The following is a 26,422-nucleotide window of genomic DNA, read 5'->3' as shown; positions in this document are numbered from 1 at the left end:
CGGGGGGCGGCCAGATTTCTGGGATGGCAAATATGTACTGGCTGCAACAGGAGGCCGGCATCTGGCGCCGGCTTTTGGCATCGAGGCGCCGCGCGGGCAAAGCGGCGGCGCCTGTTTCCGCCCCTACACGGAGCGGGGGCTGAAGGTGAACTCGGCCTTGCCCCTCAGCAGGTCCATCAGGAGCGGGCAGACACCTGCGTCGTTCTTCCCGGCGTCGTAGTCGGGGACCAGCTTGGTGTAGTGCCGGTCCACCACGCCGTCGTGGCACTTGTGAAGCAGCGCCCCGAAGGCCTGCTCCAGTTCGGCGTGGTCGATCTGGTAGTTCATGATGTCGTCGTAGCTGGTAGCGTCCCCGTACTTGAACACGCCCGGGAAGGACTGGTACCAGGTGTTGCCGAAGATGAGCGCCTTCTTCCCCTTGATGAGAGCCTCCCACCCCACGGTCCCGGTGATGGTGCAGACGAAGAGGGAGCGGTCGGTCAGGGTGTGGGTGTTGGCGAACGACGGGAGCACCACCACGTTCTTGATGCGCCGCAGGCGGTGGTAGAAGAGCGGTCCCCGGTTGTACGCCCCCTGCTTCGGGTTCTCCTTGACGTAGATCTTCACGTTATCCGGCAGGATGCTGGCCAGGCATTCGATGGCGAGCGCCTGGTCCCGGAAGTACCCTCCCAGCGCCGAGGTGGTCATCTCCGGCTGCAGTTGCAGCGGGAAGTAGACGAAGGGGACGTCCAGGTCGTACTCGGCCTTCTCGTACTGGATGATGTGCTCGAAGTACTCCAACTCGTTGACATGGAAAAACCGTGCGAAGGGATCGCGCCACTTGGGCAGCCGCCGGTAGATATCGTTGGTGCGCTTCAGGATGTCGTACAGCTTGACGGGGTTCAGAAGGTACGACGGTTTCTTGATGGCCAGGAAGGAGAGGATGTGGCCGATGGCCTTGGCCGTGATCTTGCCGGTCTCCCCCTGCTCCTGCTTCACGTTCTTCATGTAGAAGAGGTCGATTTCCTTGTTCTTCTCGATGTGCGCCGGCGGCGCCTGGTGCTTCTTGGGCTCGAAGCTGCCGTAGGCGTCCATGGAGGGCATGGAGAAGAACTTGTTCGGAAACAGCGACTGGGTCACGATGACGATCTTCAGCCCGAGGCTCTTGCCGATCTGGTACAGGATGGTGTCGTAGGCCAGGTGCGGCACGTTGAAGAACAGCATGTGGGTGATGTTGTTCTCGATGACCTTCTCCGCCATGACGTCGAATAGGATGTAGTAATAATCCAGGTAGTCCTGCATGCAAGCCAGATTGTGAGATTTATAGCAGAACTTTTCGTCCCTGCGATGCAGGTGGTCGATGAAAATGGAGATGTCCTTCTCGAAGTCGTCCCGGGTGATCACCGAGTGCAGCAGGCCGTTGAACTTCTGCCCGTCCATGACATGGGTCTTGCCGACCGCCCTGGTCCTCGTCATCCGGGTCATGGACGAGGCCTTGAGATCGGAGTCCTTGTCGCCGACGTGCAGCAGGAACTCGATCTCGTCCTTGTACTGGTCCATGATCTTCTGCAAGATCACGCTAGTGTTCTTAGATGTGGAGACGCACAGGAGCCTCATTGCCATAATCTCAAAACCCTTTCTGAAAGTTGCATCGTCCGCGACGCCGTGCCGCAGAGGTAAAAATGACCGGTGCTAGAGCCCGCCCAGGAGGTCGAAGGAGAGCGGCGTTCCCCTGCGGATATCGACCGCCGCCCGCTTGCCCAGGAAGGTCTCCAGGTACTTGGTGGGGAGACCGTTGCCGGGCCGTATGGCGCGGACGTTCTTGTCGGTGAACGGCTCGCCCGCCTTGACGTCCTCGACCACGTAGAGCGAGCGCCGGAACACCAGCGACTTCTTCTCCTTCTCGGTCGGGCCGTAGCTGATGGTTCCCAGCGACTGCCAGGCGCGCTCGGTCTCGACCACCAGGCTCTTCAGCTCTTCCGGCTCCAGCGAGAAGGTGGAATCGACCCCGCCGTCGGCGCGGCGCAGGGTAAAGTGCTTCTCGATCACGGTGGCGCCGAGGGCCACCGCCGCCACCGACACACCCACACCCATGGAATGGTCGGAGAGCCCGATCTCGCAGTCGAAAAGATCACGCAGGTGCGGGATGGTGCGCGCGTTGGTGTTCTCCGGGGTGCTCGGGTAGGTGCTGGTGCACTTCAAAAGCACCAGGTCGCGGCACCCCGCCTCGCGCGCCGCGCGCACCGTCTCGTCCAGCTCGGCGAGGCTCGCCATGCCGGTGGAGATGATGACCGGCTTCCCGGTCGCCGCCACCTTGCGGATCAGCGGCAGGTCGGTGTTCTCGAAGGAGGCGATCTTGTAGCAGGGTGCGTCCAACTCTTCCAGGAAATCGACGCTGGTGGCGTCGAAGGGGGTGCTGAAGCAGATGAGGCCCAGCTCGCGGCAGCGGTCGAAGATCGGCTTATGCCACTCCCACGGGGTGTGCGCCTCCTGGTACAGGTCGTACAGGGAGCGCCCCTTCCAGAGGCTCTTGGGGTCCTCGATGAAGAACTCCCCTTCCTTGATGTCGAGCGTCATGGTGTCGGCGGTGTAGGTCTGCAGCTTCAGGGCGTGCGCGCCGGACGCGGCCGCGGCCTCGACGATCTCCAGGGCCCGCTCCAGGGACTGGTTGTGGTTGCCCGACATCTCCGCGATGATGAACGGCGCGTGGTCGGGACCGATGGACCTGCCGCCGATCTGGATAGAACTCATTGTGCTGCGTCCTCCCGGAATATCTTTGCCGCCAACGCTTCCTTGTTGGCCAGCCAGTTTTCTTTGAACGTGCCGAAAACGACCACGTCCTCGTAGCGCCCGTTCTTCAGCACGTGCTGCACCAGGCGCCCCTCCTGCGCGAAACCCAGGCGGGTGTGGTACTTGATGCTCCCCTCGTTGAAGGCGAAGGCCTCGGCGCAGAGCTTCCTGAAGCCCTGCTGCTCGAAGATGTACTCCTGGGCGAGAAAGCCCATCACCGTGCCGCAGCCGCGCGGCAGCTCCACGTCCCCCAAGTAGAAGCCCCAGTGGCAGCGGTTGGAGTGGCGGTCGATCTGGTTGAAGCTCTTCAGCCCGACCGGCCGTCCCTGGTATTCGAAGATGAGGGTGGCGGGGAATTCCGCGTCGCGGGTCCGGGCGAACCAGGCCCGGTGCTCCTCGGGAGCGATCAGGTGGTCGGTGTACATGTAGGAGCGCACGCGCTCGGAGTTGCGCCAGGAGAGGACCAGGTCGAGGTCACGCTCTTCGATGGGGCGCAGGTTGAACTCTTCAGGGCGCATCTGTCACCTCGATGGTTTCTGGCTAGCGATGATCTTCCGCCAAGATGCCCATCCCCCTCTCCCTCCGGGAGAGGGCTGGGGTGAGGGCGCTGCAATAGGCAATTGATCCCGCTTCGTGGCACTTCCCTCACCCGCCCTTCGGGCACCCTCTCCCGGAGGGAGAGGGAATTAGCGGAAGATTCTCGCTAATCAGGATGGTTTTTACTTCGCCTCTTCGCGCCAGGCCCGGAACATCAGCTCCGCCCGGTGCCAGTCTTCCAGGGTGTCGATGTCCTGCACCTGGTGGCGCGGCAAAAGGACAGGGACCGCCTTTTCCGAAAAGATCTTCTCCTCGGCGATCCAGGCCTCCGCGCTTCCCCAGTAGAACTGCCCCGCGTCGTGGAAGGCCTCCTCGAGGTCCTGGGAGCGGGTGCCGAACTGAGCGGGGTCGAACATCCCGACGCGGCCGTTACCGTCGATCCTGATGGCGCGCTGGATCGGGAAGGGGTAGCTGGTCACCGAGAAGGCGTAGGAGCAGCCGGCCTTGGTGATCAGGTCGAGGCCGCGCCTCAGGTCGGCCGGGGTCACGAAGGGGGCGGTGGCGTAGATGCAGCAGGCATACTCGGGGCGCTCCCCCTCGTTGGCCACCCACTCGACGGCGTGCCGGATCACGGGAATGGTGCCGGTGTGGTCGTCGGAAAGCTCCGCGGGGCGCAGGAAAGGGACCTCCGCCCCGAACTTTTTGGCCACCTCGGCGATCTCGGCGTCGTCGGTGGAGACCAGCACCCGGCTGAAGCAGCCGCTTTCAAGCGCCGCTTCGATGGACCAGGCGATCATCGGCTTGCCGCAGAACTCCTTGATGTTCTTGCGGGGGATGCGCTTGCTGCCGCCCCGGGCCGGGATGATGGCGATGTTCACGACAGCGCCTCTTTGAGCGCCGCGACCACCCTATCCTGCTGCTCTTCGGAGAGGCTGGAGAACATGGGGAGGCTGATCGCCTCGGCGTAGTAGCGCTCGGACTCGGGGAAGTCGCCCGGCTGGAAGCCCAGGCGCCGGTAGTAGGGCTGGGAGTGCACCGGGATGTAGTGCAGGTTGACCAGGATCCCCTGCCCGCGCAGCGATTCGAACACCTCGCGGTGACTCTTGGAGATCTGGTCCAGCTTGAGCCGGATCACGTACAGGTGCAGGCCCGAATAGCTGTCGGCGTGCTGGTACGGCGTCACCACCGGGAACTGAGCCAGCAGTTCGTCGTAGCGCGCCGCCAGGCGGTGCCGCGCCGCCACGAACTCGTCCAGGCGGGTCATCTGGGAGAGTCCCAGCGCCGCCTGCAGGTCGGTGATGCGGTAGTTGAAGCCGAGCTCTATCTGCTGGTAGTACCAGGGGCCGTCGCTCTCCCATTCCATGAAGGCGGGGTCGCGGGTGATGCCGTGGCTTCTCAGGCGGATCAGGCGCTCGTAGAGGTCCTTGCGGTTGGTGAGCACCATGCCCCCTTCCGCCGTGGTGATGATCTTCACCGGGTGGAAGCTGAACACGGTCATGTCGGAGAAGCGGCAGCCGCCGATCGCCTCGCCTTTATACTTGCCGCCGATGGCGTGGGAGGCGTCCTCGATGACGGCGAAGCCGTACTCGCGGGAGAGCGCCGCGATCTTTTCCATCTCGCAGGGCTGCCCGGAGAAGTGCACCGGGATCACCACCTTGGGCAGTTTCCCGGCCGCCTTGGCCTGGACCAGCTTCTTTTCCAGCTCCGCCGCGGAGAGGTTGTAGGTGCGCGGGTCGATGTCGACGAAGTCGACGCCGGCGCCGCAGTACAGGCCGCAGTTGGCCGAGGCGACGAAGGTGTTGGGGGTGGTCCAGAGGGTGTCCCCCTCGCCCAGTTCGGCGGCGAGGCAGGCGATGTGCAGCGCGGAGGTGGCGCTGTTCACGGCCACCGCGTACTTCGCGCCGCAATACTGCGCTACCGCCTGTTCGAAGCGCTCGATGGACGGACCTTGCGTCAGCCAGTCGGAACGCAGGACGTCAACAACCGCCTGGATGTCGGCCTCGGAGATGGACTGCCGGCCGTAGGGGATCGGTGCCTGTTTCACGCCCAGCCTCCTAGTAGGTGAAATTCGGGTCGACGTGGGCCTTGATCAGCTCGCGCAGTTCCTCGACGTTGAGCCACTCGCTGTTGGTGCCGGAGTTGTAGCAGAACCCGTCCTGGCACAGCTTGCCGTTGAAGGCGGCGGCGAACTTGTCCACGTCCCAAAGCGGGATGGAGGGGAGGATGACGAAGTACTTCTCGAACTCGACCGTCGAGATGGCGTCGGTCATGGTGATCATCTCTTCGTGCAGCTTCTCGCCCGGGCGGATGCCGACGACCTCGCGCTTGCAGTTGGGGCCGATGGCCTCGGCGATGTCGTTGATGCGGTAGCTCGGGATCTTGGGCACGAAGATCTCGCCGCCCCACATGTTCTCCAGGGCGTAGAGCACCAGCTTGACGCCGTCCTCGAGGGTGATGTTGAAGCGGGTCATGCGCTCGTCGGTGATGGGGAGGACGCCGGTCTCCCTCTTGTTCATGAAGAAGGGAATGACCGAACCGCGGCTCCCCATGACGTTGCCGTAGCGAACCACGGAGAACTTGATGTCGTGCTTGCCCTTGAAGTTGTTGCCGGCGACGAACAGCTTGTCGGAGCAGAGCTTGGTGGCACCGTAGAGGTTGATCGGTGCGGCGGCCTTGTCGGTGGAAAGGGCGACCACCTGCTTCACGCCGCGCTCGATGGCTGCCTCGATGACGTTCTGCGCACCGTGGATGTTGGTCTTGATCGCCTCGAACGGGTTGTACTCGCAGGCCGGCACCTGCTTCAGAGCTGCGGCGTGGATGACGATGTCGATCCCTTCCATGGCCTTGGAGAGGCGCTCGCGGTCACGCACGTCGCCGATGAAGTAGCGGATCTGCTTGTACTTGTCGTGGGAAAACTGCTGCGACATCTCGAACTGCTTCAGCTCGTCGCGCGAGTACACCACCACCCGCTCGATCTCCGGGTATGCGGTGAGAATGGTTTCCACGAACTTCTTGCCAAACGACCCGGTGCCACCGGTAACCAGAATGCTGCGATTTTTTAACACGTTCGTCCCTCGCTTGATTATTTCGATTGATATCTTTCAGGCCGGGCGGCAGCGCCGTCCCGCCTACTACTTTTACCGTGCCCTTGCCCCTGACGGCAGGCTCCGGGCAAAACAACGCACAACATAGCAGAAACGCCACAAAAAAGCGAGTAAGGACAACATCCCCCTCGCCGTTTGTTAAGCATTCCCTACCAAGACGGTTTCAGTACATGTCGTAGACCAGGTACCTGTTCTTCTTGTGTGCGGCCGACTCGCGCAGAGCGTTGACGTCGCAGACGCCGTTCAGCGCCGACCCCGCCTCGAGCATCCTGATCAGCATGTTGAGATACACCGACTCGCTGCCGTGAAAGCCGTCCACCGCCTCCTGATCCGTGGAACCGGCACGGCTGACACTGCTGAAGTCGTAAAACTCGTAGCCGTACTCCCGGAAAACGGGCGCCAGGGCGGGCGCCAACTGGTCCAGGTACTGGAACTTGCCGCTGCCGATCATGGCGCGGTAGGCCGTGTCGGAGAACGGGGGCAGGAAGGCCACCACCTGGATGTTCCTCTTGCGGCAGAAATCCAGAAACGGCCTCAACTGGCGCACGGCCTCCGGATTGACCCGATCGCCGTGACTGAACTTGGTGTCGCCCTTTTCAATCTTTTTTAGGGTGTTCCTGAACTGGTAGTCGTCCGCGGACTTGGCGCCAGCCAGCAGCCTATCGATCTGTCCGCCATAGTGCATGCTGCCGTCGTTCAGGAAGCCGGTCTTGTTGACGCAGGCGTTGAAACCCACCGTGGTGAGCGGCGCCGCGCCGACACCCTTGCCGCACACGGCCGCGCCCGTCGTGCCAACCTCACCAAGACGCAGCGAGCCGTCGAAAACCTTCTTGTAGATCTTGTCCGAAGCGTTGCAGACGGAGACGAAATCCATCTGCTCGTACCCGGTGAAGTTGACCTTGGCGGAGGCCCGATCCAAGGAATCCGCTTTCTTGTTGAACATCCACTGGTCCAGCCCCACGATCAGCGTCTTCGGGAGCCTGTCCTCAGGTAGCGCGGAGACAAAGGCGAGAAAGTGTGGCACGGAGGTAATGGTATAGCCGGCGTTGTAAAAGGTGGCAGGCGCGAACATCTTGTCGCGGAACTGCAGCACGCGAGACGATCCCAGCGCCACCACGTCCCGGCGGGGCAGCGTGCTCAGGGTCCTCAACTTGAGACACTTGTAGGCCGACTCGTTGAAGCGGAAACCGAAGAGCTGCGGAGTCCCGTGCACCGCGCGGGCCACGATCTCGTCGACGTTGAAGCGCAGTTCGCCCGTACCGAGCAGCACCCAGAACGGGAGGGCCAGGTACAAGGCGTAGGGCGCTGCCAGCAGCGCTAATTTTGTGAGCAGCCGTTTCATCGAAGCCTTTGCCTTAGAAGTTGAAGTAGATGAAGGTCCCCTTGGATTTCACACCCAGGAAGATCAGCGCCAGCACCAGCCCGTTGTAGCACCCCCACCGCAGCAGCGCCGAACCGTTCCAGATGCCTTGCGCCCGCTGGTGACGCGCCAGCAATCCCCCCAACGCAACCAGCGCGCCGGCAGCAACGACCAGCCGCGCGTCGCCCCTGTCGAAGCCATGCACGAGAAGCGAAGCGCCCTGGCGCCCGGCGGAGAGGAATTTGAAGGTGCAGATGTACAGGGCGTCGCTCAGGCTGTTGACCCGGAAAAAGATCCAGGCTAAACAGACCAGGTGGAAGGTAACGAGCATCTGCCAGTACTTGAGGTACGGGCTCTTCTGGATGCCGAGCTTCTGGTAGATCTTTTTCTGGTACGGCTTGTAGAAGACCGAGCAGGCCATGTAGAGCCCGTGCAGGCCGCCCCAGATGACGAAGCCCCAACTCGCGCCGTGCCATATGCCGGAGACCAGGAAGGCGGCGACCAGGGCCAGGGCGGTGCCCCAGGTCCTCCAGTCGCGCCACTGCATCTGCAGCGGCTTGAAGATGTAATCCAGGATCCAGCGCGAGAAGCTGATGTGCCAGCGGCGCCAGAAGTCGGCCACCGAGGTGGCGAGGTAGGGGCTGTTGAAGTTCTGGGTCAGGTTGATATTGAAGAGCCGCGCCGTCCCCAGCGCCATGTCGGTGTAGCCGGAGAAGTCCATGAAGATCTGGAAGGCGTAGGCGTAGGTGCCGAGCACCAGTTGCATTGCGCTCGCGGCGTGGACGTCGTTGTACACGGCGTCGGCGTAGATGCCGAGCCGGTCCGCGAGGACCATCTTCTTGAACAGGCCCCAGGCGAAGAGCAGCATGCCGTAGCGCATGTTGTCGTAGTCGAAGCGGTACGGGGCCTTCAGTTGCGGCAGCAGGTCGCCGACCCGTTCGATGGGCCCCTGCAGCAGTTTCGGAAAGAAGGAGAGGTAAAGGGCGAAGTAGCCGAAATGCGGCTCGGGCTCCTCGATTTCGAAATAGATGTCGATGAGGTAGGAAATCGCCTGGAAGACGTAGTACGAGACGCCTATGGCCACCAGCGCACGGACCGCCGGGACCTGCATCTCCAGGGAGAAGAGCTGGGTGACTGCTCTCAGGTTCTCCGAGAGGAAGGGAAGGTACTTCATCGCCACCAGCACCAGGACGTTGGCCGCCACGCCGCCCCAAAGCAGGGCGCGCTTCGTCCCCGGCGCCTGGGCCCGGTGCAGCCAGATCCCGAAGCAGTAGGTGGTCACCGCCACCAGCGCCAGCACCGCCGGCAGATAAGGGACCTTCAGGGCGGCATAGAAGCCGAAGCTTGCCGCAAGCAGCACGCCCCAGCGCGCCCGATCACCCACCAGGTAGAAGACGAGGTAGACCGCCGGCAGGAAGAGAAAATAGTCCAGCGAGTTGAAAGGCATCCAGGTTACTGCACTTTCGCCGCGATGCAGTTCAGCAGGTCGCCGATGTTCTTGAAGGTGAGCACTTCTTTGTGGGTGAAGCGGATACCGAAGGTGGTTTCCACCGCCACGATGAGATTCACGTGGGACAGGGAATCCCAGCCGTCGATGTCATCGGCGGTCATCTGGGGGGCGATGCGGATGTCTTCATCGTCAAATACCTGGCAAAAAACCTCGTTCAGCCTCTCCTGCAGTTCCATTTCAAATCTCCATTTCAATATCTGATTAGCCAGAATCTTTTGCTAATTCCCTCTCCCTCCGGGAGAAGGTGCCCGAAGGGCGGGTGAGGGAGGTGCCACGAAGCAGGATCATTGCCTATTGCAGCGCCCTCACCCCGCCCTCTCCCGGAGGGAGAGGGCGGATGGGCATCTTGGCGGAAGATAGTCTCTAATCGGTTTTCATACATATGGCGGCTCGGGCCGCCGTTGGTCTAGTGGTTACCGGAGGGCGCCAGGAGACGCTGCACGGCGGAAAGCATCGCCTCCACCTTGATGCTGTCGCGGCACTTGGTGTCCTTGTCGCAGTGCGCCCGAAGACACCCGGCGCAGTGCATGGGCGACTGCAGGGCAACGTGGGCCTCGCCGCGCGGTGCGCTCCTCTTGGCGAGCGTACCGCGGTAGAACGAAACCGTCGGCGTGCCGAGAGTCGCGGCCATCTGCACCAGCCCGGCGTCCCCCCCGACCACCAGATCGACCTTCTTCAAGAGTGCGGCCATCCCCTTCAGGGACAGGCGGTCCAGCACCCGGCATCCCGGCCCGATGGCGGCGGCGATGGAGAAGGCCGCCTGGCGCTCCGCCTCGCTCTCCCAAGGGAGCAGGATGGTGGCGTCGTGGAACCGGTCCAGCACCTCCCGCCCCAACTCGGTCCACCCCTTTTCGCTCCAGGCCTCGGTCGGCTGTGCCGCGCCGTGGTGGAACACGAAAACCAGCCCGTCCGCCAGCGTGGCGAGGAGCGCCTCTGCGTTGGCCTCGTCCTCGGGAGAGCTGACCAGGTGGCCGGCAAGTTCCATGGTGCGGAAATCCTTGGCGAACGGGATGCTGGCCAGGCGCAGGCAGCGGTCGACGTTGTGGTACTCCTGCCGGCGCACCGGGATCAGGCGCGTGTTGCACCAGGTGTTCAACGGCTCGAGGACGGCATCACGCTCGAAGCCGAACCGGTCGGCGCAGCCGGAGTACCGGGAGATCACCCCGCTGATCAGGTCGCCCTGGAGGTCGAAGACGAGGTCATAGGCCCGCTCGCACAGGGTCTTGCGCAGGGCCGACACGCCGCGCCAGGTCTTGGCCGAGAAGCGCTGCTTGCGCCACTGGGCCGCCGGGACCGGGTGCACCTGGCTCAGCTGCGGATGCCCCGCCAGCAGCCCCTGGAGGCTTTCCTCGATCACCCAGTCGATTTCGACACCGGGCACTGCCTGATGCAGGAAATCAAGCACCGGCAGGGTCTGGATGACGTCTCCCAAGGAGGATGGTTTGATGATCAGTACGCGCATTTGCCTTTCACTCACACAAAGTGTTTCCCGAAGTGTTCCCTCTCCCAGAGGGAGAGGGAGATGAACAGGGTCTAAAGCAGCGCAGTCAGGGCAGCTTCTAACGGACGCGAGTCCTCGAACTCCAGCTCAAGTACGACAGCGAAGCAGCCGGCGAGCTTATCGGCGTGCGGCAGCAGCTTCACGGCATCCTTCTGGGTGGTGAGGAGCACCGTGGAACGCGAAGCGGTCTTCAGTCGAAGAATGGCCGCGATCTCGGGTTCGCCGTAGCTCACGTGATCCGGGAAGGAGAGCGTGGTCACCGGCCTCACTCCGACCGCTTCCAAACCATCAAAGAAGGCCGCGGGGTTGGCTATCCCGGAAAAGGCCATGACGCGTGGTCCCTGCGCCGCCTCGAAGCCGGTGGCGGGGCCGGCGCCGAGCGGGATCATGCCAGAAAGACGATGCTTTGTCCAGCAGGTCGGCTTGCCGGGAACGGGGGCCGTCCTCGCCTTCCCTTCGGTGGCCCGGGTGCAGATGACGAGGTCCGCCCGGCCCGCCGCCGCAGGCGCCTCGCGCAGGAAGCCACCCGGCAGGGTCAGGCCGTTGTCGAACGGCGTGGTCGCATCCAGCAGCAGGATGTTCAGGTCCCTTTTCAACTTCAGGTGCTGGTAGCCGTCGTCCAGGATGAAGACGTCCGGGTTCAGCTTTTCCAGGGCGTGCAGCCCGGCGCGATAGCGGTTGGAGCCGATCACCACCATGAGCCCCGGCAGCATCCCGGCCAACTGGCACGGCTCATCGCCGGCTTCTTCGGGCGTGACCAGCAGATTGTCGCCGTCGCAGACGATGCGGATCTCGCCCTCGGCGCTGCCGCCGTAACCGCGCGACAGCACGCAGACCCGCTTGCCCTGCTTCATCAGGTACGCCGCGAGCCAGGCCACCGTCGGCGTCTTGCCGGTGCCCCCCAGGACCAGGTTGCCGACCGAGATCACCGGGCGCGGCAGCCGGTGCGACGGGATGAGCCCGAGCCGGTAGCCGAGCGCACGCAGGCGCAGGATGGCCGCGTAGGGGCGGGACGAGAGCCGCAGCAGGCCGAGCAGGGCCTTGTCGCCCAAGCCGCTGCGCTTACCCGCCATCAGGTCGCGATAATAGGTTTCCAGGTCAGCCACGCGTTCCTCCTTGCCCCAGCAGGGAGGCCATCACGTTCAGGTGGCGATCAGTGGCGCCGGCGCTCTCCAGCAGGATCCCGGCGCCGCGACGCCCCAGCTCTTCCCGAAGTGCGGCGTCGGCGGAGAGCCGCAGCAGCTCGGCCTTGAGCCCAGTCAGGTCTGCCGGCTGCACCTCCGCGCCGCAGTGCTTGATGAAGAGCGCAGCGATCTCGCGGAAGTTCTCCATGTGCGGCCCGAACAGCACCGGCACCTGGCAGGCCGCCGGCTCCAGCGGGTTGTGACCGCCGGTCGCGACCAGGCTTCCCCCGACGAAGACAAGGTCGGAGGCGCGGTAGAGCCCGGCCAGTTCGCCCACCGTGTCCAGCAGCAGGATCCCCCCCGCCGGCAGCGGGCCGGAACCGTCCAGCGCGGAGCGGAACTGGAACGGGAAGCCCTCTTTTTTGATCAGTTCGGCAACCCCAGGAGCCCGCTCCGGGTGGCGCGGCGCCAGGATCAGGAAACTCTGCGGATCCCGCGCCAGCAGGTCGCGGTAGGCCGACAGGACTTGTGCTTCCTCACCCTCGTGGGTGCTCGCCGCCGTGAAAACGAAGCAGCCGGTCGGGACCTGGTATTTCGCCTTGATCTCGGCCACCTGCCCGGGCGTTGCCTTGACCACCGGGATGTCGTACTTCAGGTTGCCGCCGACGTGGACCGCCGCGGCCGGGGCCCCGATCGCCGCGATGCGCTCCGCGTCCACCGGCGTCTGCATGCAGAGTGCGGAGAGGCGCTGCAGCACCGGGCGGAAGAACCAGGACAGGCGCAGGTAGCGGCCGAAGGAGCGGTCCGAGATGCGGCCGTTGGCCAAAAGCACCGGGATGCCCATCTCGCGCGCCACGCCGATGAAGTTGGGCCAGATCTCGGTTTCCATGATCACCACGACCTCCGGCCGGATAGTTTCCAGCACGGAGCGGACGGCGAAGGGGAAGTCGAAGGGGAAGTAGATGCAGAGGTCGGCGGCCTTGCTTTTTTGGGCGACGCTGCGGCCGGTCTCAGTGACGTTGGAGATGACGATCTTCTTGCCGGGGAAGCGCTGGCGGATCCCCTTCAGGAGCGGCAGAGCGGCGTTGGTCTCGCCCACCGAAACGGCATGAACGAAGACCACGCCCCCGTCGCCGATCAGTTCGAGTTCCTCGGCCGGGATGCGGCCGAAGCGTTCCATGAAGGCGGTCCGGCGCCCGCGGGAGAGCGAGCGGTAAGCGTGGTAGGGAACAAGGAGTGGCAGGATGAGCCACAGGAGCAGGTTGTAGAAGATGTTGATCATAGCAGAAACATCCTTGGTCAAAACTCCTCCCCCCGGAGGGGGGAGGCTGGGAGGGGGGAAGCTGTTTGTATATGCCGCTACGCGCCCCCTCCCTGACCCTCCCCCTCCGGGGGAGGGAATGTTGCCCCAAAGGCGGCTAGTTGGTCTGGCTGGAGGCGGCCGGCGGCGCGTTCTTCCAGCGCTTGTGCACCCAGTACCACTGCTCGGGATGCTGCACCACGTACTCCTCGATATAGCGGTTCAGCCCGTTGGCGTCCTCGGCGGCGGCGACCTCCGGATCCTCGGCGTCCGAAAGCCGGTACTCGGGATGAATGGTGATGACGCTTTTGTTCCCCTCGCGGTGGATGAAGGCGGACAAAAGCGGCGCGCCGCTCTTTCTGGCAATGAGCGAGGGCATGCACATGGTCCAGGCGGGCCGGCCGAGAAAATCGGCGAGGATGCCCCACTCCGACTGTACCGCCTGATCGATCAGCAACCCGACCACCTCGCGCTTCTTGAGCGCGGAAAACATCGCCCGCAACGCCCCGTCCTTGTAGATGAGCCCGTTGCCGTAGCTCTTGCGGATGCGCTCGATCATCTCGTTCAGGTAGGGGTTGTCCTGACGCCTGGCCACCACGGAGAGCTCGTGCTTGCGCACCCCGAAGGCGAGCGCCAGAAGCTCCCAGTTGCCGCTGTGGGCCGTGATGAAGATGAGCCCCTTCCCCTTGGCGAAGGCGGCGTCGAAATGCTCGGCCCCGCGGATTTCGACCGTGTCGATCAGTTGCTGACCGCGTCCGCCGTAGATCTTGCAGACCTCGACGATGCAGCAGCCCAGGTTCTCGAAGACGCCGCGCGCAAGGTCCCGCGCGCTTCCCCCCTGCCAACCCGGCTGGCGCTCAAGGAACGGAAGGCTCGCCTCGAAGTTGGCGATGGCGATCTTGCGTCTCCTGCCCAGCAGGCGGAAGGCGATGCGCCCCAGGAACCGCCCCGCCGCCAGGGCGATGCTGTTGGGGAGCCGGGCGATCGTGGAGGAAATCACCACGAAAAACGCCATCTCCAAATACCAGCGCAGCTGTCGTAACATACAAAAACCTCAGAAGAAAACGGGGCAGCAAAGCCCCGTCCTGGTCTGCGTGGCGACACCCTCATCCGCCCCTGCGGGGCACCTTCTCCCGGGGGGAGAAGGGGTAACATCAACTCGTCCATCCCTCATCCACACACAGCCTCGTCCTCATCCACAGAGAACTCGTCCACCCCCTCGCCCTTTGGGAGAGGGTGGCCGAAGGCCGGGTGAGGGGTTTTATCCCCTACGCCCTGAACTGCATGCCGTGCAGGCGGCTGTAGATCCCTTCCGCCTGGAGCAGGTCGTCGTGGCTGCCCATCTCGGCCACCACGCCTTTCTCCAGCACCACGATCCGGTCGGCGTGGGTGATGGTGGAGAGACGGTGGGCAATGACGAAGGTGGTGCGGTTCTGCATCAGGTTGTTGAGGGCCTTCTGCACCATCTGCTCGCTCTCGGTGTCGAGCGCGCTGGTGGCCTCGTCCAGGATCAGGATGGGCGCGTCCTTGAGTATCGCGCGGGCGATGCACAACCTCTGGCGCTGTCCGCCGGAGAGGCGCACGCCGCGGTCGCCGATGTTGGTCAGATACCCCTCGGGAAGCTCCTGGATGAAGTCGTGGGCAAAGGCGGCGCGCGCCGCGGCCTCGACCTCGGCATCGGTCGCCGTCATCCTGCCGTAGCGGATGTTGTTGGCGATGGTGTCGTTGAACAGGATGGTTTCCTGGTCGACCAGCGCGATCTGCTCCAGGAGGCTCTTCATGGTGCGCTCGCGGATGTCCACGCCGTCCATGAGCACCTGTCCGCCGGTCGGGTCGTAGAAGCGGGTGATCAGCGAGACCAGGGTAGTCTTGCCGCCGCCGGAGGGGCCCACCAGGGCGATCACCTCGCCCCGCTTGGCGGTCAGGTTCACCCCCTGCAGCACGTAGTCGTCCTCGTACTTGAAGCGGACGTCGCGGAACTCCACCTCGCCGCGCGCCTTGCCGAGATCGCGGGCGTTGGGTGCGTCGACGATCTCCGGTTTCTCGTCCATGACCTCGAAGACCCGCTCCGCGGCGCCCATGGAGCGCTGCAGGTTGTTGAACGCGGTCAAAAGCCTCTTGATCGGGTTGAACACCAGCACCATGGCGGTGATGAAGGAGAAGAACTCCGAGGCGCTCTTGGTGCCGTGCATGACGTTGCTGCCGCCGACCCAGATCACCGCGGCGATGCCGAAGGAGGTGATGAACTCCATGATCGGGGTGGACAGCCCCTCGTACTTGATGTTCTTGCGAGTGAAGTGGTAGAAGTCGCGGTTGCGCGCGCGGAAGCGCTCGATCTCGCGGTTCTCCAGGCCAAACGCCTTGACCACCTTGATACCGGAATAGGTCTCCTGCAGGATGCTGGCGAGATCGCCCATCTTCTCCTGCCCTTGGCGCGCGACCCGCTTGATCCGCTTGCCGATCTTCCTGGCCGGGACCACGGTGAGCGGGATGACCACGAAGGAGATCAGCGCGAGCTGCCAGTCGCGGTAGAAGATGACCCCCAGGAGCGCCACGGCGGAGAGGCCGTCGCGGAACAGGCCGGTGATCACCTGCCCCACCCCTTCCTGCATCATGCTCACGTCGGAGAGGACGCGCGACATCAGCGTGCCGGTCTCGTGGCGGTGGAAGTAGCCGATGCTGAGGCTCATGTTCTTCGCGTACAGGTCGTTGCGCACGTCCTGGACCGCGAGTTGCCCGGCACTGCGGATGAAATAGTCGTTAGTATAGCGGCACAGGCCGCGCAGGGCGTAGAGGAAGACGATGCCCAGGGGGAGCAGGACGAAGATGGCCGTCTCCTTGCCGGAGAAGATCCTTCTCAGGACCGGCTCCACCAGGTAGGCCATGGCGCCGTCCATGCCGCCCACGCCGACCGAGCCGATAGCGGCCAGGGCGATGCGCCAGCCGTAGGGGCGGCTGTAGCCTAACAGGCGTTTAAATACGTTGGGTTTTACGGGTGCAGCACTGCTCATTTCATCATCTCCAAGGCGAGTCGGGCCACCCGGCCCAGGGCCCCGCCGTTACCAAGCTTCACTCTCATGGCCGCGAAATCCTCGCGCATCTGCGCCGCGTAACCCGGCCGGTTCAGCAGGGCGTCGATCTCGTCTGCAATCGGCACCGGCTCCGCCTCGTGCTGGAGCAGTTCCTGGACCATGCGTTTTTCCGCGACGATGTTGCTGATGCCGATGTGCGGCACGTTGATCACCCTCTTCCCTATCTCGTAGGTCAGGGTGGACATCTTATAGATGATCACGTGGGGAACCCCCACCAGGGCGAGTTCCATGACCACGGTCCCCGAGGCGGCGATGACCGCGTCGCAGCCGCTCATCACGTCGTGGTTTCTCCCGGCCACCACCTTCACCTCGAGCCGGGTGCCGGCAAGGTACGGGGCCAGGTCCTCGTCTTTCAGCGAGGTCGCCCGCGGCAGCACGAACTGCAAGTCCGGCATGCGCTCCTTGAGGATCTGTGCCGACTCCAGGATGATGGGGAGGAGTTTCTGCAGCTCCGAGCGGCGGCTCCCCGGGAAGAGCCCCACGCAGCGCCGCTGCGGGTCGAGCCCCAGCGAGGCGAGCGCCTCGTCCCGCTTCATGGTCGGCTTGACCAGGTCCAAAAGGGGGTGCCCCACGAAAGTGACGGGGACATTTGCCTTCTGGTAGAAGGGGACCTCGAACGGGAAGAGCACCGCCATCATGTCGACCACGCGGCCGATGCCGTGCACGCGGTGACTCCTCCAGGCCCAGACCTGCGGCGAGATGAAGTAGAGCACCTTGACGCCTGCCTTCTTGGCCACCTTGGCGAGCCGCAGGTTGAAGTCGGGGTAGTCGATCAGGATCAGCAGGTCGGGGGGATCGGCGTGGAGCTTTTTCTTCAGGGTGGTGAAGCCGCGCACGATGGTCGGGAGGTGGGCCACCACCTCGACCAGTCCCATCACGGCCATCACGTTGGCATCGACCAGGGTCTCCACCCCGGCCTCGCGCATGCAGTTACCCCCCATGCCGAAGAAGCGGATTTCGGGGGACAGCGCGCGGATGGCGTTCGCGATCTGCGCGCCGTACATCTCGCCGGAAGCCTCCCCGGCGACGATCATCACTGATTGTTTCTTCTCTTGCAAAAGAACCTCTTAAAGACAGATAGAGATAAAGATTAAGACTAAGAAGGAGTTTTAGACTCAATCTATGTCTTAATCTTAGTCTTAGTCTGCCTTTTTCTTACCTCGCTACCCCGCGCTTGGAGCTCTCGATGAACTCGATGAAGTGGTCCACCTCGGGGCACTTGGGCACGTCGGCCTTCATCTTCTCGACCGCCTCGGTGAGCTTCAGCCCCGACATGGAGAGGAGCTTGTACGCCTTCTTGAGGCTGGAGATGGTCTCATCGGAGAAGCCGCGGCGCTTCAGCCCGATCAGGTTCAGGCCGCGCAACCGGCTTTCGGAGCGGTCGCCGGTGATGATGGTGTAGGGAGGAACATCCATGGGGACCGAGGTCATGCCCCCCACCATGACGTGCGCGCCGACGCGCATGAACTGGAGCACGGCGCACAGGCCGCCCAGGATGGCGTAGTCCTCGATGGTGACGTGGCCGGCGAGGGTCGCGGAGTTGGCCATGATCACGTTGTTGCCGATGTGGCAGTCGTGCGCCACGTGCGAATAGGCCATGAACAGGTTGTTGTCCCCGACGGTGGTCTCGCCGTCGCCGGTGACGGTGCCGAGGTGCAGGCTGGCGAACTCGCGGATGGTGTTGCCGTTGCCGATTCTGAGCCAGGTCTTCTCGCCGCGGTACTTGAGGTCCTGGGGAACGGCGCCCACCGAGGCCATATGGAAGATGGTGTTCGCCTCGCCGATCTCGGTCCAGCCGTCGATGACCGCGTGCGGACCGATCTTGGTCCCCTTGCCAATGCTGACGTTTTCACCGATGACGGCGTACGGGCCGATTTCGACACCCTCGGCGATCTTGGCGCCCGGGTGGATTATTGCGGTGCTGTGAATCATAACGTTCTCCGTTTACTACTTGTCGCCCAGCGTTGCCTTCAGTTCCGCCTCGGTCATCAGGGTGTCGCCCACGTAGGCCTTGGCGGCGCAGCTCCAGATGCCGCGCTTGCTGAACAGGGTCTCCACCTCGATCCTCAGGGTGTCGCCCGGCTTGACCGGCTTCCGGAAGCGTGCGTTGTCGATGGCCATGAAGTAGCTGACCTTGTCCTTGGCGTCGGCCATGGCGGTGTAGGCCAGGATGGCTGCCGACTGCGCCATCGCCTCGATGATGAGGACCCCCGGCATGACCGGGAAGCCCGGGAAGTGCCCCTGGAAGAAGGGCTCGTTCATGGTGACGTTTTTCATTGCGACCACGCGCTTGCCCGGCTCGAGTTCGAGCACCTTGTCGATCAGGAGGAACGGGTAACGGTGGGGCAGGATTTCCATAATCTGTACTATGTCGAGCATGCTTATTTCTCTCCTCGCATCGGCCTCACGCCCGCTGGGCTTGAGCCGAAGTAATTGCATTCTAGTCGTTTTGGGTCTGCGCCAGTTTTTCCTCGAGCTCGGCCACCCGCTTCTCCAGAGCGGAGAGGGTCTTCCTGAACTCGGGGAGCTTGGGGACCAGGGTGGAGCTCTTCAGCCATTCGCGGTGCGGCATGACCGGGGTTCCGGAAAGGACCTGGTTCGGCTCCACGTTCCCCGGCACGCCGGACTGGGCGCCGATCATCACGTTGTCGCCGATCTTGATGTGGCCGGCGACGCCCACCTGGCCGCCCAGGATAACGTGCTTGCCGAGCTGGCTGCTGCCGGAGATGCCCACCTGGGACACGATCATGCAGTCCTCGCCGATGACGCAGTTGTGCCCGATCTGGACCAGGTTGTCGATCTTGGTGCCGCGCTTGATGCGGGTCACTTCCAGGGCGGCGCGATCGATGACGGTGTTCGAGCCGATCTCGACGTCGTCCTCGATGACCACGATGCCGATCTGGGGGATCTTGTACCAGGAGCTGCCGTCGGGCGCGTAGCCGAAGCCGTCCGAGCCGATCACGGTGCCGTCGTGGATGGTGACCCGGTTGCCGATGCGGCAGCGCTCGCGGACGCTGACGTTGGCGTAGAGGGTCACGTCGTCGCCCACGCTGGCGCCAGGATAGAGCACGACGCCGGGGTAGAGGGTGACGCGGTCGCCGACGGTGACGCCGGGGCCGACGCTGGCGCCGGGATAGATGGTGACGTCCGCCCCGATCTTGGCGCCGGGAGCCACGAAGGAACCGGGCAGCACGCCCAGCCGCGGCGGGGGTGCCGTGTAGAACAGGGTCAGCAGTTTGGCGAAGGCCAGGTAGGGGGTGGCGTGGAAGATGGCGTTCTTGCCGTGGGTGTTCCCCCCGGTGCCCATGAGCACCGCCGAAGCGTTGGTGGTGGCCACCTTGCCGGCGTACTTGGGGTTGGCGAGGAAGGTGAGCTGCCCCTCCCCTGCGTCATCCAGGGTGGCCAGCCCGCCGATCAGGATCTCGCCGTCCCCGGAGACGGTGCCTCCCAGGTACTCTGCGATCTCACGAAGTGTCTTTTTCATGCGAACCTCAAAAAAACGTTCAACGTTCAATGTTCAACGTTCGTAAAGTGGGTGCCGCTATACAGCGTTCAGTTCGACGTGTCGCCTCTCAAAAATGACAATTCCCCCGAGCTCGCGAGGGCAGGAGGACTGCGCCGCATCACTGCGCGGCTGCAGCCTCTGCCCCCCTTTGGCAAGGGGGGAGGGTCTTAACGTCGAACGTTGAACGTTGAACGGGTGTTATTTCTTTCTGCTCTCGTTGAATGCCTTCAGCACCTGGTCGGTGACGTCGGCGGACGGGTCGATGTAGACCATCATCTCCCTGCTGAAGATGGCGGTGTAGCCGCTCTTGCGACCGAACTCCTGCACCACCTTGCCGATCTCGTCCAGGATCTTGTTGGTGTACTCGCCGTTCTTCAGCTGCAGGTCGTCCTGGGCATCCTTCAGGAAACGCTGGTACTCCTTCATCCCCTTCTGGTAGTCGCGGTCCTTGGCGCTGCGGGCGGACTCGTTCAAGAGCGCCGTCCCCTGGCTCTCCAGTTCGCCCTTGAGCTTGAGCAGATCGGCTTCCTTGGCGGCCTTCTCAGCCTCGTACTTGGAGGCCTTCTGCATCAGTTGGTCCTTCGCCTCTTTTCCCGCGTCGGACTGCGACAGCACTTTCTGGATGTCCACGGAACCGATCTTGGAACCGTCGGCAGCCATTACCGAAAGAGGAAGTGCCAGAACCAGCGAAATTGCCACGATGAAACGTTTCATGACTTGCTCCTTGCCGTGCATGGATTTTAGAAAATGCTGCCGATCGAGAATTCGAGTTTGCCGCCCTTGTTGTCAATCCCCTCCCTGGGGTTGATGGGCACCCCGTATTCCAGTCTCAAGGGGCCGATCGGGGAGTACCACCTGATGCCGCCGCCGTAGCTGGTCAGCACGGTGCCGAAGGTCTTGTCGAAACTGTTGTCGCAGTTACCGGCGTCGAAGAAGACCACCCCTTTGAGCCCGGCTTCCTTCAACAGCGGGAAAGTCCATTCCACGTTGGCCACCGCCTCGACGGAACCGCCCAGGTAGACGCGGTTGTCCTTGGGCTTGCCTTCATAGCCGTTGCCGTCCTTGTCGAAGACCGTGGTGGTCTTGAAGGGGCTCACTGTCCTGGAGGAGAAGCCGCGCAGCGAACTGATGCCGCCCAGGTAGAACTTCTCGTCGATGGGGATCTCTTTGCCGCCGTAGGACTGGACGTAGCCCAGGGTGCCGCGCACGGAGCCCACGCCGTAGAACAGCGGCTGGAAGACGGTGTGCTCGGTGATGTACTTCACGTAACGGTTGCTGCCGCCCAGACCGGCGAACTCGACGGAGAGCGAGTTCAGCATACCCGTGGAGGGGTCGAGGCGGTAATCGGTGGTATTCCTGGAGATGCTGGCAATGATGGCGCTGGTGGTGGACTGCTTCTCCGGCTCCAGCACGGCGCCGTCGTTGATGCTCTTTCTCAGTTCCGGCGACTCGTCGAAGATGTCCTTGATCTCGTACTTGTAGAGCCAGAAGGTGCTCACCGTGTCGGAGAGGGGGTAGCCCGCCTTGATGTCGCCGCCGGTCGCCCTGCGGGTGTAATCGAGGTACTGCCGCTCGTTCCGGTAGATGTCGGCCCCCAGGGTCCACTTGGTGTCCATGAAGTAGGGATCGGTGAGACCGAGGTTGTAGGTCTGCGATTTGCTGCCGAGCGAGGCGGCGGCGGTCATCTTCAGGCCCAGGCCCAGGAAGTTCGCCTGCTGCACGGAACCCTGCCCGATGATGCCGTCCAGCGAGCTGTAACCGGCGCCGATGCTGAAGGTCCCGGTCGGCTTCTCCTTGACCTCGACGTTCAGGTCGAGCTTGTCGGGTGCGCTCCCCTTGGCGGTGGCCAGGTTGGCCTCCTCGAAGAACCCGGTGTTCATCAGGTTCTGCTTGCTCTTCTTGAGCGCGGTGGAGCTGTACTGGTCCCCTTCGTCGAGCCTCAGTTCGCGGCGCACCACCTTGTCGCGGGTCTTCACGTTGCCGGAGATGTTGATCCGGTCGATGCTCACCTTCTGCCCCTTCTCCATGTCGAAGGTGATGTCGATGGTGTGGCTCTCGGGGTTCAGCTTGGTGAGCGGGTTGGCGTTGGCGAAGGCGTAGCCCTTGTCGGCGTACAGGTCGGTCAGGCCGAAGACGTCGGTGCGCAGGTCGGCGCGGCTGAAGAGCTGGCCCGGCTTCTCCTTGAGCTTGCCGGTCAGCACGCTCTCCGTTTCCAGCAGTTCGCCCTTGAAACCAAGCTTGCCGATGCGGTACTGCTCGCCTTCGGTGATGCCGATCCTTACCTTGAGCCCCTTGCGGTCGGGGTCCAGTTCCACCTTGGGCTCGCCGATCTTCACGTTGACGTAGCCGTTGTTCATGTAGTGTTCGGTGAGGAGGTTGATGTCGTTCTTCAGCACCTCTTCCTTGTAGGTCCCCGCGCCGGTGAGCCAGGAAAGGAACCACTTCTCGCCGGTCTCCATGGTCTTCTTCAGCTTCTTGTCCGTGAAGGCGTGGTTCCCCTCGAACTCGATCTTCTGGATCAGGACCTTGTCCCCTTCCTTGATGCGGAAGATGACGTGGACCTCGGTTTCTGAGCGGATGCTCAGGTCGCCGGAGACCTCGGCGAGGTAGTACCCCTCGTCGGCGTAGAGCTTCTTCACCTTCTTGACGCTCTTTTGCAGGTCCTTTTGGGAGAAAACGGTGTTGGGCTTGATCTCGATGGCCTCGCGCACCTTGTCGGTGGAGAGTTCCTTGGCCCCCTCGATCTTCACCTCGCGCACGATCGGCTTTTCGGTGACCACGTACTCGAGGACGACGCCCCCGTCCCTGGTCTCGCTCTGCGCCTTGACGTCGGTGAAGTGGCCGAGCTTGTAGATGGCCCGGATGTCGGCGTCGACCTTGTCGGCGGTGGCGACGTCACCGGCCTTCAGGCGCACCGCAGGGAGGATGGCTGCCGTCTCGATGCGGTGGTTGCCGCTGATCCTGACCGCCACGACCTTGTCGCCGGCCGTCTGCTCGGTAGCCTTGTCGCCGGCAGCCTTGTCGGCCGCGGCCTTGTCCGCGGAAGTGGTATCGGTGGCCTTCCCGGCAGCAGCCTGCTGCGCCTGGGCGGAAACCGTGAGACAGAGCATCAGCTGTGCGGCAAGCAGGGTAGATAACGATTTACGCAGCAAAGGGTCCCCCGAAAAAGCCAAAGAAAATAATCATCAATGAAAAGACAGGCGCGCTCAGGCGGCCTCGACTACCTTGCCGTCCACCATCCGGACGGTGCGCGCCATGCCGGCCGCAAGTTGCTCGTTGTGGGTCACGATCACCAGCGAGATGCCGGTGTTGCGCTGGATCTCGTACAGGAGCGCATGCACCTCTTCGCTGGTCTTCATGTCCAGGTTGCCGGTCGGCTCGTCGGCCAAAAGGAGCTTCGGCTCGCGCACCAGGGCGCGCGCGATGGCCACCCTCTGCTGCTCGCCGCCGGAAAGCTCGCCCGGCCGGTGGGTGACCCGGTGGGAAAGCCCCACGTCCTTCAAAAGCTTGAGCGCCCGCCCTTCGCAGCGGGAGCGCTTCTCCCCGCCGATCAGAAGCGGCATCATCACGTTTTCCAGCGCCGAGAACTCCGGCAGCAGGTGGTGAAACTGGAACACGAAGCCGATGGAACGGTTGCGGAAGGCGGCCAGCGGCTGGTCGGCCAGGTTGAAGATCTTCTCGCCGTCGAAGAGCACGTCGCCGGAAGTGGGACGGTCGATGGTCCCCATCACGTGCAGAAGCGTGCTCTTGCCGGCGCCGGAGGGTCCCACCAGCGCGATGGTGTCGCCCGCCGCCACGGTAAGATCGATCCCCTTCAGGACCTCGACCCTCGCCTCGCCGGTCCCGTAGGACTTGAACAGGTTCTTTACCTCGAGCAGGCTACTCATAGCGCAGCGCCTCGGCGGGAGCCATGCGCGAGGCGGCCCAGGAGGGGTACAGCGTCGCGGCGAAGGAGATGAGCACGGCGGTGACGCTGATCAGCACCACGTCGGAGGTGACCACCTGGGACGGGAAGTGGTCCAGGTAGTAGATGTCCTTGCTGAAGAGCTCGAAACCGGTCAGCTTCTGGATCACCGAGACGATCGGCTCCAGGTTCAGGGCCACCAGCAGTCCCCCCAGGACGCCGATGATGGTGCCGAACACGCCGATGATGAGCCCCTCGAAGACGAAGATGCGCATGATGCTGCGGCTGGTCGCCCCCATGGACTTCAGTATCGCGATGTCGCGGGTCTTCTCCATGACCACCATGAACAGCGTGGAGGCGATGCCGAAGGCGGCCACCAGCACGATCAGGGTCAGGATGATGAACATGACGCTCTTCTCGGTCTTCAGCGCGAACAGGATGTTCTTGTTCATCTGCATCCAGTCGCGGGCATGGTACGGGGGGCCCAGTTCGCGGTCGATCTTGCGGGCCAACTCACCGGTCTTGTAGACGTCGCGCACCTTCAGCTGGATCCCGGTCACCACGTCCCCCAGCCCCAGGAACTGCTGCGCTTCCTGCAGGGAAACGTAGGCGAGGGTCGAGTCGTACTCGAACATGCCCGTGTTGAAGATGCCGGTGATGCGGAAGCGGTTCAGCTTGGGCATCATGCCCAGCGGCGTGATGTTGCCCATCGGGGAGATCACGTCCACCGTGTCCCCCTGGAAGAGCCCCAGGTTCTTGGCCAGTTCCTTGCCGATCACCACCCCGGGGGTCTTGCCCACCTCGCTTTCCAGCGATTTCAGGTCACCCTCCACCATCGACTTGTGCAGGTTGGTGACCTTGGCGTCGGTGGCGACGTCTATGCCGCGCAGGACCACCCCGGAGACGTTCTTGCCGGTGGAGAGCATGACCTGGTTGTAGATGAACGGCGTCGATGCGACGACGCCGTCAATGCTTTCGATTTTCTTCATCAGCTGCGGGTAGTCCTGCACCGCGCCCACGCTGTTCAGGACCACGATGTGCGCGTTGGTCCCCAGGATCTTGTCCTTGAGGTCCTCCTCGAAGCCGGTCATCACGGCCAGCACGATGATGAGGGCCATGACCCCCAGCGCCACCCCCGCGACCGAGATCAGCGTGATCAGCGAGATGAAGGTCGATTTGCGCTTGGCCTTCAGGTAACGCAGCCCTATGAAGAGCTCGAAGGGCATTATTTGCCCTCTTTGCGCAGCTGCGGGAACAGGATGACGTCGCGGATGGACGGCGAGTCGGTGAGAAGCATGACCAGGCGGTCGATGCCGATCCCCTCGCCCGCGGTCGGCGGCAGGCCGTACTCCAGGGCGCGGATGTAGTCCTCGTCCATGTAGTGCGCCTCTTCGTCACCCTTGTCCTTGGCGGCCACCTGGGCCAGGAAGCGCTCCTTCTGGTCGCGCGGGTCGTTGAGCTCGGAGAAGGCGTTGGCCATCTCGCGGCCGGCGCAGAAGAACTCGAAGCGGTCCACGTAGTCCGGGTCGTGGTCGTTCTTCCTGGACAGCGGCGACACCTCGGTCGGGTAGCTGGTGATGAAGGTCGGCTGGATCAGCTTGGTCTCGGCGACCTCCTCGAAGATCTCGGTGATCAGCTTGCCGTAGCCGATGTCCTCGGGGAGCTCCAGCCCGATCTTCTGGGCGTAGGCGTAGGCCAGGTCGCGGTCCTCGAGGCTCTTGGCGTCGATGTCGCCGTACTCGAGGATGGCTTCCTTCACGGTGAACCTCTTCCAGGGGCGCTGGAAGCTGATCGCCTCGCCGCCGTAGGTGAAGTCCAGCGTCCCCAAAAGTTCCTGGGCCACGTGGCAGAGCAGTTCCTCGGTGAAGTTCATCAGGTCCTCGAAGGTCGCGTAGGCCTGGTAGAACTCCATCATGGTGAACTCGGGGTTGTGGCGCACCGAGATACCTTCGTTACGGAAGTTGCGGTTGATCTCGAAGACGCGCTCGAAGCCGCCGACTACCAGGCGCTTCAGGTAGAGCTCCGGGGCGATGCGCAGGAACAGTTCCATGTCCAGCGCGTTGTGGTGGGTCACGAACGGTTTCGCGGTGGCGCCCCCCGGGATCGGGTGCATCATCGGGGTCTCGACCTCGAGGAAATCGTTTTTCGTCATGAACTCGCGGATGAGCTGCACGACCTTGGAGCGCTTGTAGAAGACCTCGCGCACCTCCGGGGAGACGATCAGGTCGACGTAGCGCTGGCGGTAGCGGGTCTCTACGTCGGTCAGACCGTGGAACTTCTCCGGCAGCGGCAGCAGCGACTTGGTCAAAAGGCGCACGGTGGAGACCGCCAGGGACAGCTCGCCGGTCTTGGTGCGGAACGGGGTGCCGGTGGCGCCGATGATGTCGCCGATGTCGTAGTTTTCAAACTCGGCGAAGAGCTCCTCGCCCAGGGTATCCTTCTTCAGGTAAAGCTGCATGCGCCCCTTGCGATCCTGCACCTGCACGAAGGCCGCCTTGCCGAAAGAGCGGCGCATGATGATGCGGCCGGCGACCACGAAGGTCTGCGGGTCGTCCTCGATCACTTCCTTGTCGCCGTAGGCGTCGCGCACGTCGGCCGAGGTATGCTGAGGCTTATAGTCGTTCGGGTACGGGTTGATCCCCGCCTCCCACAATGCATCTACCTTGCGTCTTCTCTGCAGCAGCAGTTCGCTCAACTCTTCCATGTTATCTGCAAC

General features: G+C 63.3%; 23 protein-coding genes. All 23 read right to left on the bottom strand.

From position 1 onward, the window contains the following. Positions 1 to 123: 123 nt before the first annotated feature. Positions 124 to 1,557 carry a capsular polysaccharide export protein, LipB/KpsS family gene (locus tag H7687_RS17350; RefSeq protein ID WP_183349748.1) on the bottom strand — a complete coding sequence of 478 codons (1,434 nt, stop codon included), beginning with the start codon at positions 1,555 to 1,557 and terminating at the stop codon, positions 124 to 126. Between the two features lie 114 nt (positions 1,558 to 1,671). Further along, positions 1,672 to 2,730 carry a pseudaminic acid synthase gene (pseI, locus tag H7687_RS17345; RefSeq protein ID WP_183349746.1) on the bottom strand — a complete coding sequence of 353 codons (1,059 nt, stop codon included), beginning with the start codon at positions 2,728 to 2,730 and terminating at the stop codon, positions 1,672 to 1,674. After that, a complete protein-coding gene (gene pseH / locus H7687_RS17340) occupies positions 2,727 to 3,287 on the bottom strand; it encodes a UDP-4-amino-4,6-dideoxy-N-acetyl-beta-L-altrosamine N-acetyltransferase (protein WP_183349744.1) in 561 nt (186 codons plus the stop codon). The genes pseI and pseH overlap by 4 nt, the downstream gene beginning before the upstream one ends. 201 nt (positions 3,288 to 3,488) lie before the next feature. Further along, positions 3,489 to 4,184, bottom strand: a complete 696-nt coding sequence (pseF, locus tag H7687_RS17335) for a pseudaminic acid cytidylyltransferase (RefSeq protein WP_183349743.1) — start codon at positions 4,182 to 4,184, stop codon at positions 3,489 to 3,491. Next, entirely contained in the window at positions 4,181 to 5,350 is a 1,170-nt protein-coding gene (pseC, locus tag H7687_RS17330; RefSeq protein ID WP_183349741.1) for a UDP-4-amino-4,6-dideoxy-N-acetyl-beta-L-altrosamine transaminase, read from the bottom strand. Before pseC ends, pseF begins: the two co-directional genes overlap by 4 nt. Positions 5,351 to 5,360: 10 nt before the next feature. Next, entirely contained in the window at positions 5,361 to 6,371 is a 1,011-nt protein-coding gene (gene pseB, locus H7687_RS17325; RefSeq protein ID WP_183349739.1) for a UDP-N-acetylglucosamine 4,6-dehydratase (inverting), read from the bottom strand. A 202-nt stretch (positions 6,372 to 6,573) separates the two neighbouring features. After that, entirely contained in the window at positions 6,574 to 7,752 is a 1,179-nt protein-coding gene (locus H7687_RS17320; protein ID WP_183349735.1) for an SGNH/GDSL hydrolase family protein, read from the bottom strand. Positions 7,753 to 7,765: 13 nt separating this feature from the next. Then, positions 7,766 to 9,217 carry an MBOAT family O-acyltransferase gene (locus H7687_RS22145; RefSeq protein WP_183349734.1) on the bottom strand — a complete coding sequence of 484 codons (1,452 nt, stop codon included), beginning with the start codon at positions 9,215 to 9,217 and terminating at the stop codon, positions 7,766 to 7,768. Positions 9,218 to 9,222: 5 nt separating this feature from the next. Next, positions 9,223 to 9,456: an acyl carrier protein gene (locus tag H7687_RS17310; RefSeq protein WP_183349733.1), complete on the bottom strand. Its 234-nt coding sequence runs from the start codon at positions 9,454 to 9,456 to the stop codon at positions 9,223 to 9,225. A gap of 230 nt (positions 9,457 to 9,686) precedes the next feature. After that, positions 9,687 to 10,742 (bottom strand): lipopolysaccharide heptosyltransferase I, encoded by a 1,056-nt coding sequence (gene waaC, locus H7687_RS17305; RefSeq protein ID WP_183349732.1) that lies wholly within the window; start codon positions 10,740 to 10,742, stop codon positions 9,687 to 9,689. Positions 10,743 to 10,813: 71 nt separating this feature from the next. Further along, entirely contained in the window at positions 10,814 to 11,854 is a 1,041-nt protein-coding gene (gene lpxK / locus H7687_RS17300; protein WP_308470293.1) for a tetraacyldisaccharide 4'-kinase, read from the bottom strand. A 25-nt stretch (positions 11,855 to 11,879) separates the two neighbouring features. Further along, positions 11,880 to 13,187, bottom strand: a complete 1,308-nt coding sequence (locus H7687_RS17295) for a 3-deoxy-D-manno-octulosonic acid transferase (protein ID WP_183349728.1) — start codon at positions 13,185 to 13,187, stop codon at positions 11,880 to 11,882. A gap of 136 nt (positions 13,188 to 13,323) precedes the next feature. Beyond that, positions 13,324 to 14,250: a lysophospholipid acyltransferase family protein gene (locus tag H7687_RS17290; protein WP_183349725.1), complete on the bottom strand. Its 927-nt coding sequence runs from the start codon at positions 14,248 to 14,250 to the stop codon at positions 13,324 to 13,326. Positions 14,251 to 14,473: 223 nt separating this feature from the next. Continuing rightward, a complete protein-coding gene (gene msbA, locus H7687_RS17285) occupies positions 14,474 to 16,216 on the bottom strand; it encodes a lipid A export permease/ATP-binding protein MsbA (RefSeq protein WP_183349723.1) in 1,743 nt (580 codons plus the stop codon). Further along, entirely contained in the window at positions 16,213 to 17,331 is a 1,119-nt protein-coding gene (gene lpxB, locus H7687_RS17280; protein ID WP_183349872.1) for a lipid-A-disaccharide synthase, read from the bottom strand. The genes msbA and lpxB overlap by 4 nt, the downstream gene beginning before the upstream one ends. A gap of 121 nt (positions 17,332 to 17,452) precedes the next feature. After that, the gene (lpxA, locus tag H7687_RS17275; RefSeq protein WP_183349720.1) at positions 17,453 to 18,229 is read right to left on the bottom strand and encodes an acyl-ACP--UDP-N-acetylglucosamine O-acyltransferase; all 777 of its coding nucleotides are present in this window, start codon (positions 18,227 to 18,229) and stop codon (positions 17,453 to 17,455) included. Between the two features lie 15 nt (positions 18,230 to 18,244). After that, positions 18,245 to 18,676 (bottom strand): 3-hydroxyacyl-ACP dehydratase FabZ, encoded by a 432-nt coding sequence (gene fabZ, locus H7687_RS17270; RefSeq protein WP_183349718.1) that lies wholly within the window; start codon positions 18,674 to 18,676, stop codon positions 18,245 to 18,247. Positions 18,677 to 18,737: 61 nt separating this feature from the next. Then, entirely contained in the window at positions 18,738 to 19,781 is a 1,044-nt protein-coding gene (lpxD, locus tag H7687_RS17265) for a UDP-3-O-(3-hydroxymyristoyl)glucosamine N-acyltransferase (protein WP_183349716.1), read from the bottom strand. A gap of 219 nt (positions 19,782 to 20,000) precedes the next feature. Beyond that, a complete protein-coding gene (locus tag H7687_RS17260; protein ID WP_183349714.1) occupies positions 20,001 to 20,516 on the bottom strand; it encodes an OmpH/Skp family outer membrane protein in 516 nt (171 codons plus the stop codon). Positions 20,517 to 20,542: 26 nt separating this feature from the next. After that, positions 20,543 to 22,954, bottom strand: coding sequence for an outer membrane protein assembly factor BamA (gene bamA / locus H7687_RS17255; protein ID WP_371877582.1), 2,412 nt, complete (start codon positions 22,952 to 22,954; stop codon positions 20,543 to 20,545). Between the two features lie 54 nt (positions 22,955 to 23,008). Next, complete coding sequence (locus H7687_RS17250; protein WP_183349712.1) at positions 23,009 to 23,689, bottom strand: ABC transporter ATP-binding protein; 681 nt, start codon at positions 23,687 to 23,689, stop codon at positions 23,009 to 23,011. After that, the gene (locus H7687_RS17245) at positions 23,682 to 24,932 is read right to left on the bottom strand and encodes a lipoprotein-releasing ABC transporter permease subunit (protein WP_183349710.1); all 1,251 of its coding nucleotides are present in this window, start codon (positions 24,930 to 24,932) and stop codon (positions 23,682 to 23,684) included. Before H7687_RS17245 ends, H7687_RS17250 begins: the two co-directional genes overlap by 8 nt. Continuing rightward, on the bottom strand, positions 24,932 to 26,410 hold the full coding sequence (gene lysS, locus H7687_RS17240; RefSeq protein WP_183349708.1) for a lysine--tRNA ligase: 1,479 nt from the start codon (positions 26,408 to 26,410) through the stop codon (positions 24,932 to 24,934). The genes H7687_RS17245 and lysS overlap by 1 nt, the downstream gene beginning before the upstream one ends. Between the last annotated feature and the right edge of the window lie 12 nt (positions 26,411 to 26,422).

It is taken from the genome of Geomonas paludis (assembly GCF_014193585.1).
GTDB lineage: Bacteria > Desulfobacterota > Desulfuromonadia > Geobacterales > Geobacteraceae > Geomonas > Geomonas paludis.
Note: the sequence above shows the minus strand (reverse complement) of the source record. Positions and strands in the feature narration are given on the sequence as shown.

Coding starts and splice junctions, on each gene's coding strand:
- pseI (WP_183349746.1), bottom strand. CDS start 2,730: ATGAGTTCTATCCAGATCGGCGGCAGGTCCATCGGTCCCGACCACGCG.
- pseH (WP_183349744.1), bottom strand. CDS start 3,287: ATGCGCCCTGAAGAGTTCAACCTGCGCCCCATCGAAGAGCGTGACCTC.
- H7687_RS17320 (WP_183349735.1), bottom strand. CDS start 7,752: ATGAAACGGCTGCTCACAAAATTAGCGCTGCTGGCAGCGCCCTACGCC.
- H7687_RS22145 (WP_183349734.1), bottom strand. CDS start 9,217: ATGCCTTTCAACTCGCTGGACTATTTTCTCTTCCTGCCGGCGGTCTAC.
- H7687_RS17310 (WP_183349733.1), bottom strand. CDS start 9,456: ATGGAACTGCAGGAGAGGCTGAACGAGGTTTTTTGCCAGGTATTTGAC.
- waaC (WP_183349732.1), bottom strand. CDS start 10,742: ATGCGCGTACTGATCATCAAACCATCCTCCTTGGGAGACGTCATCCAG.
- lpxK (WP_308470293.1), bottom strand. CDS start 11,854: ATGGCGGGTAAGCGCAGCGGCTTGGGCGACAAGGCCCTGCTCGGCCTG.
- H7687_RS17295 (WP_183349728.1), bottom strand. CDS start 13,187: ATGATCAACATCTTCTACAACCTGCTCCTGTGGCTCATCCTGCCACTC.
- H7687_RS17290 (WP_183349725.1), bottom strand. CDS start 14,250: ATGTTACGACAGCTGCGCTGGTATTTGGAGATGGCGTTTTTCGTGGTG.
- msbA (WP_183349723.1), bottom strand. CDS start 16,216: ATGAGCAGTGCTGCACCCGTAAAACCCAACGTATTTAAACGCCTGTTA.
- lpxB (WP_183349872.1), bottom strand. CDS start 17,331: ATGATCGTCGCCGGGGAGGCTTCCGGCGAGATGTACGGCGCGCAGATC.
- lpxA (WP_183349720.1), bottom strand. CDS start 18,229: ATGATTCACAGCACCGCAATAATCCACCCGGGCGCCAAGATCGCCGAG.
- fabZ (WP_183349718.1), bottom strand. CDS start 18,676: ATGCTCGACATAGTACAGATTATGGAAATCCTGCCCCACCGTTACCCG.
- lpxD (WP_183349716.1), bottom strand. CDS start 19,781: ATGAAAAAGACACTTCGTGAGATCGCAGAGTACCTGGGAGGCACCGTC.
- H7687_RS17260 (WP_183349714.1), bottom strand. CDS start 20,516: ATGAAACGTTTCATCGTGGCAATTTCGCTGGTTCTGGCACTTCCTCTT.
- H7687_RS17250 (WP_183349712.1), bottom strand. CDS start 23,689: ATGAGTAGCCTGCTCGAGGTAAAGAACCTGTTCAAGTCCTACGGGACC.
- H7687_RS17245 (WP_183349710.1), bottom strand. CDS start 24,932: ATGCCCTTCGAGCTCTTCATAGGGCTGCGTTACCTGAAGGCCAAGCGC.
- lysS (WP_183349708.1), bottom strand. CDS start 26,410: ATGGAAGAGTTGAGCGAACTGCTGCTGCAGAGAAGACGCAAGGTAGAT.